This is a genomic window from Actinomadura sp. GTD37, from assembly GCF_041951365.1.
In the GTDB taxonomy this organism is placed as follows: Bacteria; Actinomycetota; Actinomycetes; order Streptosporangiales; family Streptosporangiaceae; genus Spirillospora.
On record NZ_JBGNUS010000001.1, the window covers coordinates 2,020,280 to 2,039,001 of the forward strand.

General features: G+C 74.1%; 21 protein-coding genes and 1 tRNA gene. 10 read left to right on the forward strand and 12 right to left on the reverse strand.

All coding sequences use genetic code 11. The features are described from left to right. The first annotated feature begins 66 nt into the window (after positions 1–66). Both ACA511_RS09720 and ACA511_RS09725 read left to right on the forward strand, forming a co-directional pair. Entirely contained in the window at positions 67–1,848 is a 1,782-nt protein-coding gene (locus ACA511_RS09720) for a prenyltransferase/squalene oxidase repeat-containing protein (protein ID WP_375023740.1), read from the forward strand. A gap of 2 nt (positions 1,849–1,850) precedes the next feature. After that, positions 1,851–2,678 carry an inositol monophosphatase family protein gene (locus ACA511_RS09725; protein ID WP_375023741.1) on the forward strand — a complete coding sequence of 276 codons (828 nt, stop codon included), beginning with the start codon at positions 1,851–1,853 and terminating at the stop codon, positions 2,676–2,678. Positions 2,679–2,687: 9 nt separating this feature from the next. Here the strand turns inward: ACA511_RS09725 and ACA511_RS09730 are convergent, their stop codons facing one another. Both ACA511_RS09730 and ACA511_RS09735 read right to left on the reverse strand, forming a co-directional pair. Continuing rightward, positions 2,688–3,404 carry a hypothetical protein gene (locus ACA511_RS09730; RefSeq protein ID WP_375023742.1) on the reverse strand — a complete coding sequence of 239 codons (717 nt, stop codon included), beginning with the start codon at positions 3,402–3,404 and terminating at the stop codon, positions 2,688–2,690. A 29-nt stretch (positions 3,405–3,433) separates the two neighbouring features. Then, positions 3,434–3,922 carry a hypothetical protein gene (locus ACA511_RS09735; protein WP_375023743.1) on the reverse strand — a complete coding sequence of 163 codons (489 nt, stop codon included), beginning with the start codon at positions 3,920–3,922 and terminating at the stop codon, positions 3,434–3,436. A 116-nt stretch (positions 3,923–4,038) separates the two neighbouring features. Between ACA511_RS09735 and rph the strand changes: the two genes are divergently transcribed. Then, a complete protein-coding gene (rph, locus tag ACA511_RS09740; protein ID WP_375023744.1) occupies positions 4,039–4,758 on the forward strand; it encodes a ribonuclease PH in 720 nt (239 codons plus the stop codon). Beyond that, on the forward strand, positions 4,755–5,375 hold the full coding sequence (rdgB, locus tag ACA511_RS09745; protein WP_375023745.1) for an RdgB/HAM1 family non-canonical purine NTP pyrophosphatase: 621 nt from the start codon (positions 4,755–4,757) through the stop codon (positions 5,373–5,375). The genes rph and rdgB overlap by 4 nt, the downstream gene beginning before the upstream one ends. A gap of 206 nt (positions 5,376–5,581) precedes the next feature. On the opposite strand, the gene ACA511_RS09750 is transcribed toward rdgB, so the two are convergent. The 4 genes from ACA511_RS09750 to ACA511_RS09765 form a co-directional block, all read right to left on the reverse strand. Continuing rightward, on the reverse strand, positions 5,582–6,493 hold the full coding sequence (locus ACA511_RS09750) for an anti-sigma factor RsbA family regulatory protein (protein ID WP_375023746.1): 912 nt from the start codon (positions 6,491–6,493) through the stop codon (positions 5,582–5,584). Next, positions 6,493–7,398 (reverse strand): MEDS domain-containing protein, encoded by a 906-nt coding sequence (locus tag ACA511_RS09755; RefSeq protein ID WP_375023747.1) that lies wholly within the window; start codon positions 7,396–7,398, stop codon positions 6,493–6,495. The genes ACA511_RS09750 and ACA511_RS09755 overlap by 1 nt, the downstream gene beginning before the upstream one ends. 80 nt (positions 7,399–7,478) lie before the next feature. Then, the gene (locus tag ACA511_RS09760) at positions 7,479–8,450 is read right to left on the reverse strand and encodes an anti-sigma factor RsbA family regulatory protein (RefSeq protein ID WP_375023748.1); all 972 of its coding nucleotides are present in this window, start codon (positions 8,448–8,450) and stop codon (positions 7,479–7,481) included. Between the two features lie 182 nt (positions 8,451–8,632). After that, the gene (locus ACA511_RS09765; RefSeq protein ID WP_375023749.1) at positions 8,633–9,274 is read right to left on the reverse strand and encodes a TetR family transcriptional regulator; all 642 of its coding nucleotides are present in this window, start codon (positions 9,272–9,274) and stop codon (positions 8,633–8,635) included. 38 nt (positions 9,275–9,312) lie between these two features. Here ACA511_RS09765 and ACA511_RS09770 point away from each other — a divergent pair, with 38 nt between their 5' ends. Together ACA511_RS09770 and ACA511_RS09775 are read left to right on the forward strand one after the other, a co-directional pair. Then, entirely contained in the window at positions 9,313–10,905 is a 1,593-nt protein-coding gene (locus tag ACA511_RS09770; RefSeq protein WP_375023750.1) for an MFS transporter, read from the forward strand. Further along, positions 10,868–10,952 (forward strand) — tRNA-Leu (locus ACA511_RS09775). The genes ACA511_RS09770 and ACA511_RS09775 overlap by 38 nt, the downstream gene beginning before the upstream one ends. A gap of 44 nt (positions 10,953–10,996) precedes the next feature. Here the strand turns inward: ACA511_RS09775 and bcp are convergent. After that, positions 10,997–11,464: a thioredoxin-dependent thiol peroxidase gene (bcp, locus tag ACA511_RS09780; protein WP_375023751.1), complete on the reverse strand. Its 468-nt coding sequence runs from the start codon at positions 11,462–11,464 to the stop codon at positions 10,997–10,999. Between the two features lie 154 nt (positions 11,465–11,618). Here bcp and ACA511_RS09785 point away from each other — a divergent pair, with 154 nt between their 5' ends. Continuing rightward, entirely contained in the window at positions 11,619–11,930 is a 312-nt protein-coding gene (locus ACA511_RS09785; RefSeq protein WP_375023753.1) for a DUF3618 domain-containing protein, read from the forward strand. Here ACA511_RS09785 and ACA511_RS09790 read toward each other — a convergent pair. From ACA511_RS09790 to ACA511_RS09810, 5 genes are read right to left on the reverse strand one after another with little or no spacing between them, the layout of a single operon-like run. Further along, a complete protein-coding gene (locus ACA511_RS09790) occupies positions 11,881–12,156 on the reverse strand; it encodes an anti-sigma factor family protein (protein WP_375023754.1) in 276 nt (91 codons plus the stop codon). The genes ACA511_RS09785 and ACA511_RS09790 overlap by 50 nt on opposite strands. Positions 12,157–12,188: 32 nt before the next feature. After that, positions 12,189–13,460 carry a glycoside hydrolase family 4 gene (locus ACA511_RS09795; RefSeq protein ID WP_375023755.1) on the reverse strand — a complete coding sequence of 424 codons (1,272 nt, stop codon included), beginning with the start codon at positions 13,458–13,460 and terminating at the stop codon, positions 12,189–12,191. Next, positions 13,457–14,125, reverse strand: a complete 669-nt coding sequence (locus ACA511_RS09800) for an SIMPL domain-containing protein (protein WP_375023756.1) — start codon at positions 14,123–14,125, stop codon at positions 13,457–13,459. The genes ACA511_RS09795 and ACA511_RS09800 overlap by 4 nt, the downstream gene beginning before the upstream one ends. 17 nt (positions 14,126–14,142) lie before the next feature. Further along, positions 14,143–15,327, reverse strand: a complete 1,185-nt coding sequence (locus tag ACA511_RS09805) for an amino acid deaminase/aldolase (protein ID WP_375024722.1) — start codon at positions 15,325–15,327, stop codon at positions 14,143–14,145. Between the two features lie 41 nt (positions 15,328–15,368). Continuing rightward, complete coding sequence (locus ACA511_RS09810; protein ID WP_375023757.1) at positions 15,369–16,301, reverse strand: alpha/beta hydrolase family esterase; 933 nt, start codon at positions 16,299–16,301, stop codon at positions 15,369–15,371. A gap of 161 nt (positions 16,302–16,462) precedes the next feature. Between ACA511_RS09810 and purU the strand changes: the two genes are divergently transcribed. The 3 genes from purU to ACA511_RS09825 all read left to right on the forward strand — a co-directional run bounded on the left by purU (position 16,463) and on the right by ACA511_RS09825 (position 18,627). Next, entirely contained in the window at positions 16,463–17,311 is an 849-nt protein-coding gene (purU, locus tag ACA511_RS09815) for a formyltetrahydrofolate deformylase (protein WP_375023758.1), read from the forward strand. A 135-nt stretch (positions 17,312–17,446) separates the two neighbouring features. Beyond that, positions 17,447–18,061 (forward strand): DUF6286 domain-containing protein, encoded by a 615-nt coding sequence (locus ACA511_RS09820; protein ID WP_375023759.1) that lies wholly within the window; start codon positions 17,447–17,449, stop codon positions 18,059–18,061. A 2-nt stretch (positions 18,062–18,063) separates the two neighbouring features. Then, on the forward strand, positions 18,064–18,627 hold the full coding sequence (locus ACA511_RS09825) for a hypothetical protein (RefSeq protein ID WP_375023760.1): 564 nt from the start codon (positions 18,064–18,066) through the stop codon (positions 18,625–18,627). Positions 18,628–18,722 lie beyond the last annotated feature (95 nt).

Below are 18,722 nucleotides of genomic sequence, written 5' to 3' on the forward strand. Positions count from 1 at the left end.
AAGCATGACTGCGGACAAGTCAGGCGCACGCCCTTCGTGCGCGCGGGCCGGAGCGCGGGAGTGGGCGTGGAGGACGGGGCATACCGCACAGAGGATCGGTCCAGGCGTCCGACGGACCGGGGCACGTCTCTGGAACTGGTCCTCTACGCCGAGAGCAGGGACGGTTTCGTCGTCCGGGCGGACGGCGCGGCCATCACGCCGCTTCGGCTGCCGGTGGACCGGGCCGCCCGCGGCGACGCCGGCGGGGCGGGACTCGGGCCGCTGATCGAGCGGGCCGCGCGGGACCGGTTCGGCCTCGACGTCGACTACCTCGGGCTGCTCAGAGCCGAACCGGGAGCGCGCCCCCCGCGCCTGACGGTCTGCGCGGTGGCGCGCGGCCCGCAGGAGTTCGCGGGCGCGGGCACGCGGAGCCGCATCCTCTCGATGGCCGATCTCGCCGCCCGCAGCGGCGACGTCGAGCGCGCCGAGCTGTTCACGACCGCGCTCAGCTGGTATCGCGCGTCCATCGTCGCGCGGGAACTGCCGCGGCGGATGCGGGAGGCCGTCGACAAGTCGCTGCTCTACCTGGAGAACCACCGCTCGATCGAGGACGGCCGCTGGGGCTGGAACCTGTACATGGACGGGCATTCCCTCGGGCTGCTCTCCACCGCCGAGGGAATCCTCGCGCACGTCCACGCCGGCGTCACCGGCGACCAGCTGAGCAAGCCGGTGCAGTCCCTGGAGGGCATGCAGAACGCCGACGGCGGATGGCAGGTCCGCAAATCCCTCATCGGCTCCCACTCCGACCGGTCCATCACCGAGAGCACCTGCGCCGTCCTGTGGGCCCTGCACAGCATCGGGAGATCCGAGTCCGACACGGTCGTCGCCGCGGGCCTCGGCTGGCTCGGGGCACTCCAGCAGGACGGCGGGTGGCCGTCGGCGGCGCCGGTGGACGGCGGCGCGCCCGACCTCCAGGTGTTCCCGACCACGTGCGCCGTCCGCGTGCTCGCCCGCTTCGGGCGCAGCGACGCGGCGAAGGGCGTCGCCTGGCTGCGGGCCGCGCAGCACGATGACGGCGGCTGGGGCGCGGTGCCGCCGGCCGCCGGCCGCACGCAGCAGTCGTCGGCCGCCTACACCGCCTACACGGTCGTCGCGCTCCTCACCGCCGGCGTCGCGCGGAACGACCCGGCCGTCCAGCGGGCGGTCGCCTACCTGCGCGCGTCGTTCGAGCCGGGCAAGGACGAGCCGTGGGAGGGCACGGCGCACAACTCGCTGATCGATCCGCGGACGTCCGCCCGGCTGGACTTCCGGCACTTCGCCACGCCCTGGGCGCTGGCGGCGCTTGCGGCGGCCGGCGCGGACCTCAGCGATCCCGTCCTCCTCACCGGGACGGACAAGCTCCTCCGGCTGCAGGACCCCGAGGGCGCCTGGCGGTGCTCGCTGACCCCCGGCTCGCGGGTCATGTGGGCGACGCACGACGCGCTCTACGCACTCCGCTCGGTCATGGACACCGCGGGGCGCGACGTCGAGCCGGCCGTCATGGAGTCGTACCGGTCCATGGAGCGCGCCGCCCTGGAGAGCTGCGCGGAAGGGGCGTTGACCGGGCCGGGCCGGGCGCCCGCCCGGAACCGGCGGAGCGCGGCGCAGACGGCGTGGCTGTCGGCGCTGACCGTCGTCGTGGCGCTCATCACGCTGGACCGGCTGGACGTCTTCGACGACCTGCTGACCTCTTCGAAGGCCGACCGGGCGTGGGCATGGCTCGCGACACTCGCGGTCACGCTGCTCGTGGCCGTGGCGCCGAACGTCGTCGGGGAGGAGTATCGGGTCTGGCGGAGCAGACGCACCGAACGGCGTACAGGGGATGGGTGATCGTGTCCGAGGGCGAACGGTTCCGGACGAGCGACTGGGGACGTGAGGCGGCGATCGCGCTCGGCTCCGCGCGCGCCGCGGCGGAGCACCTCCGGGCGCAGTTCGGCTGCCCGGCGGAGAAGCGCTACCGGGGGGACCACGACGTCCAGCTGCCGGCGGACGTCGAGGCGCAGCGGCGGATCGTCGCCACGCTCGGCGCGGAGTTCCCCGGCCACGGCATCCTCGCGGAGGAGGGGCCCGCCCGGGAATGGCCGGGCACCGAGTTCGTCTGGGTGGTCGACCCGCTGGACGGGACCAACAACTTCGGCTACGGCGTCGCCCACTGCGCGGTGGCGATCACGCTCTTCCAGTGGGAGCGCCCGGTCCTGGCGCTCGTCGTCGATCCGCTGCTCGGCCGCGAGTTCGTCGCGGCGGAGGCGCCCGTCCCCGCCCCCGCTCCCGCCCCACCCCCTGTCCCGCTGCGCCGGTCCACGGTCTCGCTGGTGACGAACTACTCGAGCGCCGGACGGGTCTGGGCCGAGCGGATGCAGCACACACTCGGCGGCAGGTGCAAGCGGATCCTGTCGATGTGGGCGCCGGCGCTGGACCTCGCGCTGATCTCGACGGGGCAGTTGGACGGCATGATCTGCCACGAGGGCGGGCTGCTCGACGTCGGAGGCGGGATGCTGCTGGTCAGCGCGGCGGGCGGGCTCGTCCTGGACCTCTCGGGCGCCCCGCTCACGGCGCACGGCTCGATGTACGGCAGGCCGGTGTCGTTCGTCGCCGCGCGCAGCGCGGACCTGGCGCACGAACTGCTGGGCTTCGCCAGGGCGCCGCTGGGCGCGTCCTAGCCCGGCCGGCTAGGACGGCGGCGGGGCCGCCAGCTCGTCGACGAGAGCCTCCAGCAGCAGCCGCAGGGTCGACCGCGAATACCCGGCGCGGGCCAGCTGCCGGTCGGACGCCAGCCGCTCCTCCGCGAAGACCAGAACGGCGGCGTCCGGGCGGTGCGGCCCCTGGAGGACCAGGCTCATGGTGAGCCGCCCGGGCGGGTTCGACACGCGGTGCAGGACGTCGGCGGTGAGCGTGTAGGACGTGCCCGTCGACAGATGCACGTCGAAGGACCGGGCGAGGCTCCGCCTGCCGAGCGCCTCCAGCGAGTACGCGGCGGCGCCGCGCTCGGACGCGTAGCGGTAGGCGTGGAAGGTGCGCCCGGCCGGCGCCGGGGTGAACTCCTGGAACCGGTAACCGCCGAGGACGACCGCGGACGAGAAGTCCCAGCGGTGGTTGTGGATGTTCTCCACCGCGCCCTCCGGCGCGTTCTCGCGCCAGACGTGCAGGCGGAGCTGGTACCCGGAGGACGCCATCAGGACGATCTTGTCGAAGCCGTTCGGGTGCCGGTAGGACCCGGCCTGCACGGCGTCGAGCCACCGCTCGTCCCGCAGCGTCCCGCACAGCAGGTCGCGGGCGGCCACCGGGGCGGTGAACGGCAGCAGCGTGGCGTGCAGCCGGTCCCCGGTGCGCGCGGCGGGCGGGCCGAGACTCTCCGCGAGCCGTGCCGACAGCTCGTCGCGGGTCATGAAGCCTCCAGGGGGACGAGGCCGCGGTGTCAGCCGAGCGCGATCATCGCGTTGGAGAAGGCCCGGTCCGTGGTGACCTCGCGGTCGATGACGAGGAAGTCCGGCAGGGTGAAGCTCTGCTCCAGGCTCTCCACCTGGAGTTCCAGCAGGTGGCAGGCGCGGGTGGCGGGCCGGTGGATATCGTCCAGCTCGAAGAACTGGCCCTGCCAGTCGAAGCAGTACCGCACCTTGGCGATGATCTCGCGGCGCGTGTCGCGGTCGCGGCGGAGCGTCTCGTACTCGTCCCTGCCCAGTTCGCGTTCCTCGACCTCGCGCACGCCGTCGGCCAGCCGGTGCAGCCGGGCCAGATGGTAGGCGGTGCGGCCCGCCCGGGAACCGCGGCGGATCCGGACCTGCTCGGGCCCCTCGACCTTCAGGTACACCTGCTCGTAGTCGATCACGTCGGCGTCGCGCAGCGCGGGGTGCGACCAGTCGGGCGCTTTGCCGAGGAGGAATTTGCGTTCGATCTCTACTGGCATGCTCGCGGCCGCTCCATCAGCGTGGGGAGGTCTCGTCCCAGAGCACCCCATCGGGGGCCGGGTGTCAACCGCGGGTAAGTCGGGTCTCACGGTGCCCGGCCGCTAGGGTTGGACGCATGGCCCGCCCCGATGATCGCGCTTCAGACCAGCTCCGCCCCGTCCGGATCCAGCGCGGATGGCTCGACCACGCCGAGGGCTCGGTGCTCGTCGAGTTCGGCCGGACCCGCGTGCTGTGCGCGGCGTCCGTGCAGACCTCGGTGCCCCGCTGGCGCCGCGACAGCGGCCTCGGCTGGGTCACCGCCGAGTACGCGATGCTGCCCCGCGCCACCAACACCCGCAACGACCGCGAGGCCGTCAAGGGCCGCGTCGGCGGGCGCACCCACGAGATCTCCCGGCTCATCGGACGCTCGATCCGGGCGTGCCTCGACCTCAAGGCGCTCGGCGAGAACACCGTCCAGCTCGACTGCGACGTGCTGCAGGCCGACGGCGGCACCCGCACCGCCGCGATCACCGGCGCGTACGTCGCGCTCGCCGACGCGGTGGGCTGGATGGGGGAGCGCAAGCTGCTCAGGGGCGACCCGCTGATCACCACGGTGTCGGCGGTCAGCGTCGGCGTCGTGGACGGCGAGGCCCGCCTCGACCTCTGCTACGAGGAGGACTCCGCCGCCGGCACCGACATGAACGTCGTCTGCACCGGCGACGGCCGGTTCGTCGAGGTGCAGGGCACCGCCGAGGGCGCCCCCTTCGACCGCGCCGAGCTGGACGAGCTGCTCGACCTCGCCGCCGGCGGCTGCGCCGACCTCACCCGCCTCCAGCAGGAGGCCCTCGGCCGATGACACGGATCGTCCTCGCCACCCACAACCAGGGCAAGGTCGCCGAACTCCGCCGCATCCTCGGCGGCCTCGACGTCGTGGGCCTGGACGAGTTCCCGGGCGCGCCCGACGTCGCCGAGACCGAGCTGACCTTCGAGGGCAACGCGTTCCTGAAGGCCCGCGCGATCGCCGCGTTCACCGGCCTGCCCGCCGTCGCCGACGACTCCGGCCTGTGCGTGGACGCGCTGAACGGCATGCCGGGCGTGCTGTCCGCCCGCTGGTCGGGCCGCTTCGGCGCCGCCACCGGCGACCGCGACGCCGCGAACCTCCAGCTCCTCCTCGACCAGCTCTCCGACGTCGCCGGCCCCGACCGCGCCGGAGCCTTCGTGTGCGCCGCCGTCCTCAGCACCCCGGACGGCCCCGAGCACGCGGTCGAGGGCCGCATGCGCGGCACCGTGATCCGCGAGCCGCGCGGCACGGGCGGCTTCGGCTACGACCCGGTCTTCGTCCCGGACGGGGAGACCCGCACGACCGCGGAGCTGTCCGCCGCCGAGAAGGACGCGATCAGCCACCGCGGCAAGGCCTTCCGCGATCTCGCCGCCCTCATCCCGGACGCGCTGGCGGCGGCCGGCCGCTCCTGACGTCCCGCGAGAGTCCTCGTCTGGCCGGGGTTGCGGGACCGGGAGCCGCCCCCGGCCCCTGGCGCCGCCCCGCGACGCCCGTCGCGCCGGTGCCGGTGCCGGTGCCGGTGCCGGGCATCGCGACGCCCGCCCTGGTCGCGTCCCCCGGAGTATTCACCGCCGATCCCCACGAGCATTCCCACGGCGGCGCCGTCCGGCGCTTCGGGCTAGCGGCTCTTGCGGAGGCGGACGAAGGTGCCGTCCCAGCCGGCGCGCAGTTCCATGAGGTCGACCAGGAGGCGGACGGTCCAGAGGCCGAAGCCGCTCTGCAGGGCCGAGTCCGGTGGGATGAAGCCGGTCAGCGGGCCGGGCCGCCAGAACCCGTGGTCGCCGACCTCGCAGACGAGGTCGGCGCCGTCCTGCCAGGTCCAGAGGCCGATCGGCGGGGTGCCGTGCTGCAGCGCGTTCGCCGCGACCTCGTTCACGGCGGTGACGAGGTTCTGCGCGGGCTGCTCGGCGAGGCCGTGCCGGTGCGCCCGCTCGGCGACGAAGCCGCGCAGGGAGTGCAGGTCGGCGCCGTCGATGGGGAGGTAGCCGGCGTCGCCCGGACGGTCGAAGCGCAGCCCGCGGTCGCAGCCGGAGCCGAAGGTCACCGGGTCGATGTACTCGTCGTTCGCGCCGTCGTGGCCGGGGGCGAGGAGCAGCGGATGGGTGCGCCGGGCCTCCGCGAGGACGCGGGGCGGCAGCGTCGCGGTGTCGTACGGGCACAGCGCGCGGGCCTCGGAGTCCCGGAACACGACGTTGATGAGGGACTCGTACCGGACCCACTCCAGGACCTGCCGCTCGTCCCACCCCTGCCAGACCGGTTCGGCGAGCGCGCACACCGTGCGCGGGGCGCTGTCCTTCACGATCTGCTGGTAGTCGCGCAGGGTACGGACGGGATGCTCGTAGAAGGTCGCGGAGTCGACGTAGCGGATCCCCGCTTCGCCGAGCGTGTCGCGCAGCGCGGCCAGGTTGGTTTCGCACGCCACCGCGATGACGGTCTGGCCCCGTTCGAGGCCGGACCTCAGGAACGGCGCCGCGACCGACAGGAAGTCGTCGGCGCCGGCGTACATGAACGCCTTGTGCTCCAGTGCCATCAGGCCATGCCTCCCCTCTCCTGGAAGCCCAGTTCCGCGCCGGGGGCGAGGCCCGGCAGCCGGTGCCAGCCGACCGTGTCGATGACGCTCTGCACGCTGGGCCGGAGATGGTCGAGGACGAGCGAGCCTTCGGCGGGCAGCCGGGTGGCGTGCCGCGCCAGCAGGTTGAGCCCGCCGAGGTCGATGAAGCCGAGCCGGGACAGGTCGAGGTGGACGCTGCCGCGCTGCGCGACCACCCGCGCGAGCGTCTCGGCGACCACGGTGTGCCGGGCGGCGTCCAGCTCGCCCTCGATCCGCAGGCCGGCCGGCTCGAACGTGCGCACGATCTTCAGGATCCCGTCGTCGAATTCGGGGTTCACTTCCACCAGGACCTCGTGTGTGTCGCGGAGTGCGATGAGCTGGTCGGGCGGGCACGCGCGCCGGTCGATCTGGCAGATCGCCATCGCCATGGTGCTCGGCGAGACGGCGTCGTCGACCCGGTGCTCGCAGCCCAGCATCCGGCCGAGGTCGGTGCCGGGCTCCCGCAGCAGCCAGCTGTAGTCGGTGGTGATGCGGACCGCGCGGAACCCCTGGCCGAACGCCTCGCCGACCTCGCGCCCGATCGTGTCGAGCATCATGGCCGGGACGAAGGCGCCGCTGCGGTCGAGGCAGGCGTCCAGCCGGCTGATGACCCGCAGGTGGCCCGATCTGAGGCACTCGTCGAGGTCGATCCCGGGGCCGAGGCCGGGCAGGCGCTCGGCGGGGAGGTCGGTGACGTACACGACCTTCTCTTCGGTCTCCAGGCCCTCCCGGACGAAGGGCCCGATGACCCGGTCGCGCTCCTCCGGACTGTTGTAGGCCAGCCAGCCGTGGTCTCCGGGCCGGACGGCGCTGACGGGGCGCTTGGCGAACCAGGGTGCTTCCATGGCCTGCCCATCGGGTTCTAGGCGGATTCGTTCAGGGTACGCCGCCCGCGAGGTTTTGGAAGCCCGACGCGTGTACTTCCTCACCCTCCGTCGATGCGGGCCCGGTCGGGGCCGGGCAGGGCGAGCCGCAGCCGGACGGTGGTGCCCTTGCCGCCCGTCCCGCCCGTCCGGATCTGGACGGTGCTGCACAGCAGCCGCACGGCCCACAGCCCGAACCGTCCGCCGGACGAGGCGCCGTCCGGCGGGCGCGGCGGGAGCAGCCCGTAGCCGGTGCCGGGCGGCCACCGCCCCCCGTCGGTGACCTCGCAGACGAGGGACGGGACGCCGTCCGGGGCGTCCGTCCACATCCGCAGCGCGACGGGCGGCTCGCCGTGCCGGAGCGCGTTGGTGACGACCTCGGTGGCCGCGACCAGCAGGCGCTGCAGGCCCTCCTCGGGCAGCGGCGTCCGCCGGGCGCAGTCGGCGACCCAGGCGCGCAGCCAGTACAGGTCGGCGCGTTCGTCGAGCGGCAGCGCGGCGGCGCCGGGCGGCGGCGGGGGCAGCGGCTCGGCGTCGCAGCGGGCGCAGAACGTCCACGGGTCGACGAAGCCGGGGTTGGCGACGGCCCGGGTGCCGCGCACGGTCTCGGGGTGGGTCTTGCGGCCCGCCGCGACGACGGCGGCGGGCAGCGAGGTCGCGTACGAGCACAGGACGGCCGCGCCGGTGCCCCGGAACGCGACGTTCAGCAGCGCCTCGGCCCGCTGCCATTCGACGACCTCCAGCGGCGACCGGGACGCCCACGCCGGCTCGCCGAGCAGGCGCAGCCGGCGGCCCTGCCGGACGCACTCGTCGGCGTCGGCCAGGCAGTCGGCGAGGGTGCGGGAGGGGTGGCCGTACCAGGCGGCGGCGTCGGTGAACCGCACCGCGCCGGCGGCGCCGCCGAGGGCGTCGCGCAGCAGCGCCTCCCGTGCGGGGCCGCACACGGCGAGGACGCGGTCGCCCGCGTCGACGCCGTCGCGCAGGAACGGCACGGCGCCGCCGAGGAAGTCGTCCACCCTGTCGTAGGGCAGCACGCGATGAGTGAAGTCGTGGCTCACGGCGGTCCCGCCGATTTCGTGATCATGATGTCACCGACTGTGCCGGACGGACGCGACCAGCCTAGGCCGCCCGTCCCCGCCCTGCCGAGGGCCCGCGCGCAACAATCGCCGGCCCTTCGCCGGACGTCCTGTCCGGAACCGCGGCGGCGTCCTGTCCCTTACCGGGCGCGCGGGCCCGGCGCCCGGTACAGGACGGCGCGGAGCCCCGGCGCGAGGTGCCGGATTAATTCATCGTGCGTCATCGACGCGACGGGTTCCACGCCGATGATGTAGCGGGCGAAGATGAGCCCGGCGAGCTGGGTGCCGAACGCCCCGGCCCGCGCGGTCGCCCCGGGGCCTCCCGCATGCTCGGCGATGCGGCCGATGATCTCCCGTTCGAGGAGGTCGCGCAGCAGCCGGGCGATCTCGGGGTCCTGCACCGCGGCCCGCACGAGCAGCGCCAGCCGCGCGCCGCCCGCCGGGTCGTCCCACGCGGCCAGCAGCGCCCGCAGGACGCGTTCGGGCAGCGTGGCCGGGTCGCCCGGCAGCGCGCCGGCGAGCACCTCGGGCGGGTTGGCGACCAGGCCCAGCACCGCGCCGAACAGTCCCTTCTTCGAGCCGAAGAAGTAGCTGATCAGCGCGGCGTCCACGCCCGCCTCGGCGGCGACGGACCGCATCGTGACCGGTCCGTAGCCGTCGGCGAGGAAGCGGCGCCGCGCCACCGCGAGGATCGCCGCGCGGGTGTCGGGGCTGCCGCGCCGCCGGCCCCGCGGCCCGGTGCCCGACCCGGCCTCGGCCCCCGGCCCGGATTTATTCATCATGATTGAAATATAGTCCGGCCGGGAGCGACATTCGAGGCATGAAGCCCACTGCTCCGGAGGGTCCGGGCACCGTCCACCGCGCGGTGCTCCCGGTCGTGATGCTCTCCCTCGCCACGGTCGTGTCGGCCGTCGCGTCCCTCAACACGGCGGTCCCGTCCATCGCCCGCGACACCCGCGCGGGCCTCACCGAGCTGGCCTGGATCATCGACGCGTACGCGCTCGTCTTCGCCGCGCTGCTGCTGCTCGGCGGCGCCGTCGGCGACCGGTACGGGCGCCGCCGCGCGCTGACCGCCGGGCTGGTGATCTTCGGCGCGGGGTCGGCCGCCGCCGCGCTCGCCAGCGATCCGGGCTGGCTGATCGCGATGCGCGGCGTGCTCGGCGTCGGCGCCGCGCTGGTGATGCCGGCGACGCTGTCGACGATCACGTCCACGTTCCCGGCGGCGCAGCGCACCCGGGCGGTCGGCGCCTGGGCGGGCGTGGCCGGCGCCTCCGCGATCTTCGGGCTGCTGGTGTCCGGCAGCCTGCTGGAGGTGTGGTCGTGGCGGTCGGTGTTCTGGATGAACGTCGTCCTCGCCGTGGTCGCGCTCGTCGCGACGCTCGCGGTGGTCCCCGAGTCCGCCGACCCGGACGCCCCGAGGCTCGACCTGACCGGCGCCGCGATCACCGTCGCCGGGCTCGGCGCGGGCGTCTACTCGATCATCGAGGCGCCGACCGCGGGCTGGGGCAGCGCCCGCACCCTGCTCGGGCTCGCCGCGTCGCTCGCCCTCCTCGCCGGGTTCGCCGTCTGGGAGCTGAAGCGGCCGCACCCGCTGCTCGACCCGCGGCTGTTCCGCATCCGCGCGTTCTCCACCGGCGCGTTCTCGCTCACCCTGCAGTTCTTCGCCTTCTTCGGCTTCGTCTTCATCATCCTGCAGTACCTGCAGCTGGTGAAGGGCGACAGCGCGCTCGTCGGGGCGCTCAGCCTGGTGCCCATGGCGCTCGCGATGATGCCGACCGCCCGCGGCATCGCGCCCAGGCTGGCCGCCAAGCTGGGCCCGCGCCGCGTCATCACGGCGGGCCTCCTGCTGGTCAGCGTCGCGATGCTGGTCTTCTCCCTGCTGGACGAGGACAGCTCCTACTGGCTGCTGCTCGCCGGGCTGATCCCGCTCGGCGCGGGCATGGGCCTCGCCATGACGCCCGCGACCGCGGCCGTCACCGACGCGCTGCCGCCGGAGAAGCAGGGCGTCGGGTCGGCGGTGAACGACCTGGCCCGCGAGTTGGGCGGCGCGCTCGGCATCGCCGTCCTCGGCAGCCTGCTGCAATCGTCCTACCGCGCGAACCTGGACCCGCAGGGGCTGCCCGGCCCGGCCGCCGAGCAGGCGAAGGAGTCCCTCGCGCTGGCGGCGCGGCTCGGCCCGCAGGTCGCCGAGCAGGCGCGGACGGCGTTCAGCGACGGCGTCCAGTCGGCGTTCCTCACCGCGTCCGCCGCGCTCGCCGTCACGGCCGTCGTCGTCGCCGTCCTGTACCGCGCGCCCCGCCCGGCGGCCGCGAATTCCGGTGCCGCGCCCGGGGATCAAGCCGATAAGCTGGACGCGCTCCCCGAGGGAGAAACCGGCGGGCGTGGCGAAATCAGGTATACGCGGCAGGTTTAGGTCCTGTTGGTGGCGACACCGTGGGGGTTCGAATCCCCCCGCCCGCACCCGGCCCGCGCGACGCGCGGGCCGACGCGTCGGCCGGAGCCCCTCAGACCCCCAGGTCGCGGCGGAGGCGCTCCACGTGCCCCGTCGCCTTCACGTTGTAGTACGCCTTCTCGATCCCGCCCTCGGCGTCGATGAGGAACGTCGACCTGATGACGCCGACGACGACCTTCCCGTACAGCTTCTTCTCCCCGTACGCGCCGTACGCCTTCAGGACCTCGGCGTCCGGGTCGGACAGGAGCGGGAACGTCAGCCCCTCCTTCTCCCGGAACTTCGCGAGCTTCGCCGGCTTGTCGGGGGAGACGCCGACGACGGTGACGCCCGCGGCCTCCAGCTCGGCCAGGCTGCCCTCGAAGTCGACGGACTCCTTGGTGCACCCGGGGGTCATGGCCGCGGGGTAGAAGTAGAGGATCACGCGCCTGCCGCGCAGCGAGGCCAGCGACACCGCGGCCCCGTCCGCGTCGGGAAGCTCGAAATCGGGGGCGACGTCGCCCGGCTGCAGCCGTTCGGACACCCTGACCCGCCTTTCGCTCGGATGGTGGGACCAACCGTACCGGCCGGGGTTGGACGGGCGTCCCCGGGCCAGACCTGCAACACTGTTCGGATCATGCTTCGCTCGCGGTCCGTCCCGCCCCGCCGCGAGTTCGCCCACACGATAAGGACACGGCATGGCTGACAGGTTCAGCGACCCGGAGGAGCTGGAACGCTATATAGAGCGCACCCGCAAGGACCTGGCGCGCAACGTCGACGAACTCGCGGACCGGGTCAACCCGAGGAACGTCGCGCACCGGGGCGTCGAGCGGCTGAAGGAGGAGGCGGACAACGTCGCCAAGGCCATCGGCGCGATGGTGCGCCCGTCCGACGCCGATGACGACGGTCAGGGCGGCGGGGTCGACAAGCGGGTGCTGCTCGCGGGCGTCGGCGCCGCGGTCACCGTGACCGCCCTGGTCCTCTGGAGCCGTAGGCGCAGGCGCCGCTGAGGCCCGTCCTGGAGGCGCCGGTCCGCGGTCCGCGGCCGGCGCCTTCGCGCGCCGGGACGCAGTGCGCCAGCAGTTCGGCGACGCGGCGCAGCTCGGCGAGCTCGGCGCGGCAGGGCGGGCAGCCGCGCAGGTGCGCGAAGAGCTCGGCCGCCTCGGCTCCGGCCAGCCGCCCGATGGCGTAGACGCCGAGACCGGCACGGTACGCCCCGCAGTCCGTTCCTCCCACGTCATGGAGTACGGGACGGCGGCCCGCACCGTTCAGGCGAACTGGGGCAGATGGTCGCGGTGGGCGGCGAGCCCCTCGTCCAGGATCTTCTCCGCGGTGTGCTTGCTCCGCACGAACGGGTGCGCCATCAGGGCCTGGAGCGCGGTGCGGCGGTCGCCGGTGACCGCGGCGTCGGACGCGAGCCGCTCGTAGGCGTGGATCGCCTGGGTGAGGCCGCGCACCTGGCCGGGCAGAGGCCCCATGGTCAGCGGGACGGGCCCGGACCGTCCGACCAGGGACGGGACCTCCACGATCGCGTCGGCGTCCAGCGACGCGACCGCCCCGTCGTTCCGCGTGTTGACGATCATGCGGCGGCCCTCGTCGCGGGCCAGCGCGCAGATGACGTCGACGGCGAACTCGCCGTGCTCACCGCCGCCGCGCTCCCGCGACGGGTCGGGGTCGGCCTTCCCCGCCTCGGCGGCGACCTGCGCGTAGTAGCCCGGCAGCATGGCGAGGATGTCCTGCGCGCGGGTCGTGCCCTTCGCGCGCAGCTCCGCCACGACCTCGTCGTGGAAGAAGTAGTACTTCGAGTACGAGTTGGGCAGGAACCCGAGCGCCCTGGCGAGTTCCGCCATGCGGGACGGGTCGCGCCACGGTGTCGCGCCGCCGCCGGGGACCTCCAGGTCGTCCAGCAGGAGCGGGACGTCGAGTTCGCGGCCGTCGAGGCGGAGCCGCTGAGCCCAGGTGGCGTGGTTGAGGCCGATCCAGTCGGCCTCCAGCCCGTCGGACGGCAGCCCCAGCAGGTCGGCCCACATCTCGGTGTCGCCGGCGAACTGGTCGCACAGCCCGATGATCCGCGCGTTCGTATGCCGGGCCACGGCGTCGGTGACCACGTTGGTCGGATTGGTGTAGTTGACGATCCACGCGCCCGGGTCGGCCTTGGCCGCGATGTCCAGCAGGACGGGCACCGACCGCAGCGCCATCAGGAACCCGCCCGGACCCGCCGTCTCCTGCCCGACGACGCCGTGCTTCAGCGGGATCGACTCGTCCAGGTGCCGCGCGGCCAGCCCGCCTGGGCGGAACGTCGTGAACACGTAGGACGCGCCGTCCAGCGCGGCCTTGAGGGCGGTGTGCGACGACACGGTGAGCGCGGCGCCCCGCGCGGCGAACATGCGGCGCGCGAGCCGCGTCATGACGTCCAGGTGCGCGGCGTCGATGTCGTAGCAGGCCAGCTCCGTGCCCGCCAGGTCGTCGGCGCGGTGCAGCAGCCCGCGGACGATCCCCGGCATGTAGCCGCTGCCCGCCCCGACGATCGCGATCCTCACCGCGGCTCCAGGTCGGGCGGCGTCGCGGTGAAGCGGGCCAGCACCGTGGCGCGGACGACCTGCGTCTCCGGCTCCAGGTCGATCGGCTCCGGCTCCCCGGCGTCGGCCATGCCGCCCCCGTAGGCGGCGGCGAGCGCGACGGGCGCGTCCTGCCCCCGGCCGAGCCCCTCGTCCGACAGCTCGACCAGGCCGGTGAGCCGGGCCCCGAGCGCCTCGGCGTAGCTGCGGGCGCGGGCCACGGCCTCGTGCGCCGCCTGCCGCGCGGCCCGCCCGTACACCTCGCTGTCGCGCCGGAGCTCCCAATCGGGCCCGTTGACGTAGGTCCGCTCCAGGTCGCCGAGCCGGGCGACCAGCTCGCCGAGCACGCCGAAGTCGGTGATCGCGATCTTGATCCAGACGGTGCCGCGGTAGCCGCGGACGTCGCCCTCGCGCCGCTTGTACTTCAGCACCGGCATGATCGACAGCCCGCCCGTCTCGACCTTCTCGACCGCGTCGCCGTAGGACGCGACCAGGTCGAGGCAGCGCCGGTTGCGCTCGGTGAGCCGGTCCAGCGCGGTGCGCCGGTCGGACTCCTGCGACTGGACGTGCACCGACAGCCGCGCGACCTCCGGCTCGGCCTCCAGCACCGCCTCGCCGCGGACACAGATCAGGGGCGCCTCGCTCATGAGGCCCAACCTACGCCCTACAGGAACGTTTTTCCCTCGCCCCGGTAGGTCGGGACGGTGCGGACGCAGCGGCCGTCCTCGACCAGGTGCAGGGCGTCGAAGCGCTCGCACAGCTCGCCGGCCTTGGTGTGCCGGAACCAGACGCGGTCGCCGATGGACAGCAGGTCGGCGGCGCGTCCGAGCAGCGGCGTCTGCACCTCGCCGGCGCCCTCGTTGGGGTCGTAGGACAGCCCGGTCGGCAGGTACGGCTGGGGGAGCCGGACGGCGTCGGCCGGGCCGGAGGCCAGGTAGCCGCCGCCGAGGCAGGTCGCGACGCCGGGCGCGGGCCGCCGGACGACGGGCAGCGCGAACAGCGCGGCGGGGCGCCCGGTGAAGTTGGAGTACTGGTCGAACAGGTGCGGCTGGTACAGCCCGGAGCCCGCCGCGACCTCGGTGACGGCGCGCTCGGCGGCGGTCTTCTCGACGCTGCCGGTGCCGCCGCCGTTGACGAACTCCAGGTCGGTCAGCTCGCGGACGGCCCGCACGATCGCGGCGCGCCGCCGGGCCAGCTCCAGCCGCGACTGCCGCTGCATGGCGCGGATGACGCGGCCCCGCGCGGGGCGTCCGGGCGGGACGTCCCCGACTCCGGCGATCTGCGACTCGTAGGCCATCAGCCCGACGAGGGCGAGCGAGGGCCGCTTGAGGATCCGCTCGGCGAACGCGCACACCTCGGCGGCGGTGCGCAGCGGGGAGCGCAGCGCGCCGATCCGGACCCGTCCGCCGAGGGGGCGGTAGGAGGCGTCGATGTCGATGCAGACCCGGATCCTCCGGTCGCCGGCGGCGCTCTCGATCAGCGCGAGGTGCCCGGGGGAGTCGACCATGAGCGTGATGGCGCGGGCGGCCTCGGCGTTCTCGGCGAGCGCGGCGACGGCCGTCCGGTCCGCGGTCGGGTAGGCGACGAGGATGTCGTCGCTGAGGCCCTGCTCGGCCAGCCACAGCGCCTCGGGCAGCGTGAACGCCATGATCCCGGCGAAGCCGTCCAGCGCGAGGACGTCCTCCAGCAGGGCGCGGCAGCGCACCGACTTGCTCGCGACGCGGATCGGCTTGCCGCCCGCGCGGCGCACGAGCCCGTCGGCGTTGGCGCGGAAGGCCGCCAGGTCGACGACCGCGAACGGCGCCTCGATCCCGGTGGTCGCGGCGTCGTAGCGGTCCCGGAGGTTCATGTCCGTCACATTGCCATACTACCGACTAATGTGAAAAGCCTTCACGTACCACCGCGCGGGTGCGCGGCGAAGAAGTCCCAGAGCATGGGGGCGGCCTCGGCCGGCCACTGGTGCCTGCCGCCCTGGATCTTGCAGAAGGTCACCGCGACGTCCCGCTCGCCCTCGCCGGTGCTCCGGCAGTCCGTGGCGGCGCCGCGCGCCTCCACCCGCCGGCGCGGTTCGGGCAGGCCGGCGCGCTTGCGCCAGAACTCGACCGCCTCGGACACGGGCGGGAACGGGCGCTTGTCGTTGAAGTCGCGGTCGCCGCCGCCGTTGAACGGCACGTTCCCGTCCGCCGTCCCGTGAAAGATCATCGCCGAGACCGGGCGGTCCGGGTCGCAGGGGGTCACCAGCGCCCCCTCGACGACGCCGATCGCGGCGACCTTGCCGGGCTTCTCGCAGGCCATCCGGTACGCCATGCCCGCGCCGTTGGAGAACCCGGTGACGTAGACGCGCTTCGGATCGGCCAGCCCCGCGCGGGTGACCTTGTCGATCAGCTTGGTCAGGAAGCCGACGTCGTCGATGTCGCCGACCTTCGCGGCGCCGCAGCAGTCGCCCGCGTTCCACGTGGTCATGAAGCCGTCGGGGTAGGCGACGAGGAAGCCGTGCTCGTCCGACAGCTTGTCGAAGCCGGTGAGGTCCCGCATCTCGCCCATGTTCGCGAGCCCGCCGTGCAGGGCGATGACCAGCGCGGGCGGGTCGGCGGGCTCGCCGCCCTCCCACTTGCCGCCGGACACCTTGGACGGCACGTGCAGCAGGAACTCGCGGTGACCGAACGTCCCCACGTCCATCTTCTGCTTGTGCGTGCCCGCCGAGGTGGGGATGCCGTCCACCTCGGCCGGGCGCTTGCCGCCCCGGTCCTTCGTGCCGGGCTCCTCGGTGCACCCCGCGAGAACGAGGGTGGCCGCCAGTACCACGAGCAGGATTCGCCGCATGAAGGCAAAACTAACCTCAACGGAACCTCTCAAACTACTCACGAGTAAACGAAGGCGGCCGGCGGCCTCGCGAAACGGCGGCGGCGCGCGGCGCCGGGCCCGCGTAAGCTCGTAGCGACCCGTTCTGACCTGCCGCGTCGCGATGAGTAAGAGTGAGACCGTTGAACGAATTCGTCCTGACCCTGTCCTGCCCGGACCGGCCCGGCATCGTCGCCGCCGTCTCGGGGCTGCTGGCCGAGCGCGGGTGCAACATCGTGGAGAGCCAGCAGTTCGGGGACGGCGAGTCCGGCACGTTCTTCATGCGGGTCCAGTTCGCGGCCCCGGACGGCGCCGACCCCGACGAGCTGCGCGGCGCGGTCGCCTCGCTCGCGCCCGAGCTGGGGCTGGAGTGGCGGCTGCACGCGCTCGCCGAGCGCCCGCGCGTGCTGATCATGGTGTCGAAGGGCGGGCACTGCCTGAACGACCTGCTGTACCGGACGCGGTCGGGGCTGCTCGACATCGACATCGTCGCCGTCGCGTCCAACCATCCCGACCTGCGGCCCCTCACCCAGTCGTACGGGATCGACTACCACCACCTGCCCGCCGGGTCCGGCGGCAAGGCCGCGCAGGAGGCGGAGATCCTGACGCTGGTCGAGCACTACCGCGCCGACCTCGTCGTCCTCGCCCGGTACATGCAGATCCTCTCCGACGACTTCTGCGCCAAGCTGCCCGGCGCGATCATCAACATCCACCACTCGTTCCTGCCGAGCTTCAAGGGCGCCCGCCCCTACCACCAGGCGCACGCGCGCGGCGTCAAGCTGATCGGCGCCACCGCGCACTACGTCACCGCCGACCTGGACGAGGGGCCGATCATCGAGCAGGAGGTCGCGCGCGTCGACCACACCCACAGCGCGGAGGAGCTGGTCGCGGTGGGCCGCGACGTCGAGTGCCTCGCGCTGGCCCGCGCGGTCCGCTGGCATGCCGAGCACCGCGTGCTGCTCAACGGCGACCGGACGGTCGTCTTCCGCTGACCTGCGGATTTCCGTGAGATGTCGGCATGGCGTGTGTCACTCCGCGTGATATTGACGCACCATGGGTGACGATGTCCGACGTGCTGATGTCCGGCGTGCCGAGGTCGGACGTGCCGGTGGCTCACGGGGGTGGCGATGGCCGAGGCGTTGGTCCAGGACCTGATCGAGGAGGAGCGCGGCAGGCGGCAGGCGCGGCGGCTGGCCGTCCGCGCGTTCCGGCCGCCGCGCGCGTTCGCGGGGTTCGCCGCCGCGCTGCTGGCGACGGCGGTGGGCGGGACGGCCGCGATCGAGCTGCTGGCCGCCGCGCTCGGGTCGGCCGTCCATCCGGTGCCGGGCGTCGCCGCGCTGCTGGACGTCCTGCGCCGGTACGCGTGGCGCGACCCGAACTCCCTGGTCGTGATGGGGGCGGTCGCGGTGCTCGGGGTCGCGTTCCTCGCCGCCGCGCTGCCCGGACGGCTGCGCGGGGTGCCGCTGGGCGGCGCCGACCCGCGCCAGGCCGGCGTCATCGGACGCGCCGCGCTGCGCCGCATGATCGCCGCCGCCGCGCTGGAGGTGCCCGGCATCGAGCGGGTCCGGGTCCGGGGGCTCGGGGTCTTCCGGCGGGGCCTCGTCGTCCGGGCCGGCACGTACTACCGCAACCCGTCGAACCTGGCGGAGCTGGTGCGGGCGTCCGTCGACGCGCGCCTGGACCGGATCGAGCCGATGCACCGGCCGCCGGTCGACGTCCGGCTCGGCTGGCGGAAGGACTGATCATGCGGATCGCCATCGCGATGACCGGGGCGGTGCTGCTGCTGGCCGGCGCGTCCGCCGTCGCCGCCGGGCTGGGCGCGTTCGACGCGTTCGGCGCCGTGTCGGCGCGGCCCCTGCTCGACCCGGAGCTGGTGCGCTTCGCGGGCGGCGCCGGATGGTTCCTGCCGTCCGCGGCCGGGGCCGCCGAACTGCTGGCCCTCGCCGGGCAGCTGTGGCTCGTCCTCCAGGGGCGTGCCCTCTTCCACCGGTGGTGGCCCGACCTGGACGCCGAGACCCGCGTCCGGGCGCGGACCGCCGGGGACGACCTCGTCCGGGACGTGCGCTCGCTGCCCGGCGTCGAGGACGCGCGTGTCCGCCTCACCGGCACGGCCGACAAGCCGCGGCTCCTGCTGAACGTCACCTGCACGGGCGAGACGCTGGTGGGTGAGGTTTACGGGGAACTGGGCGCGGGGCCGGTCGAGCGCTACCGGCGCGCGATCGGGATGCCCGATCTCCCGGCGGTGGTCCGCTTCCGCCCGGTGTTCGCGCCCCCGCGCCGGCGTCGCCGGCAGCCCGAGACCGCCTGACGGCGGCTCCGCCGCGTCTGACGGCGGCTCCGCCGCATACGGGAGGAGCGGCGCCCGTCCCGGCTCTGTCCGGGACGGGCGCCCGCTCCCCGGCG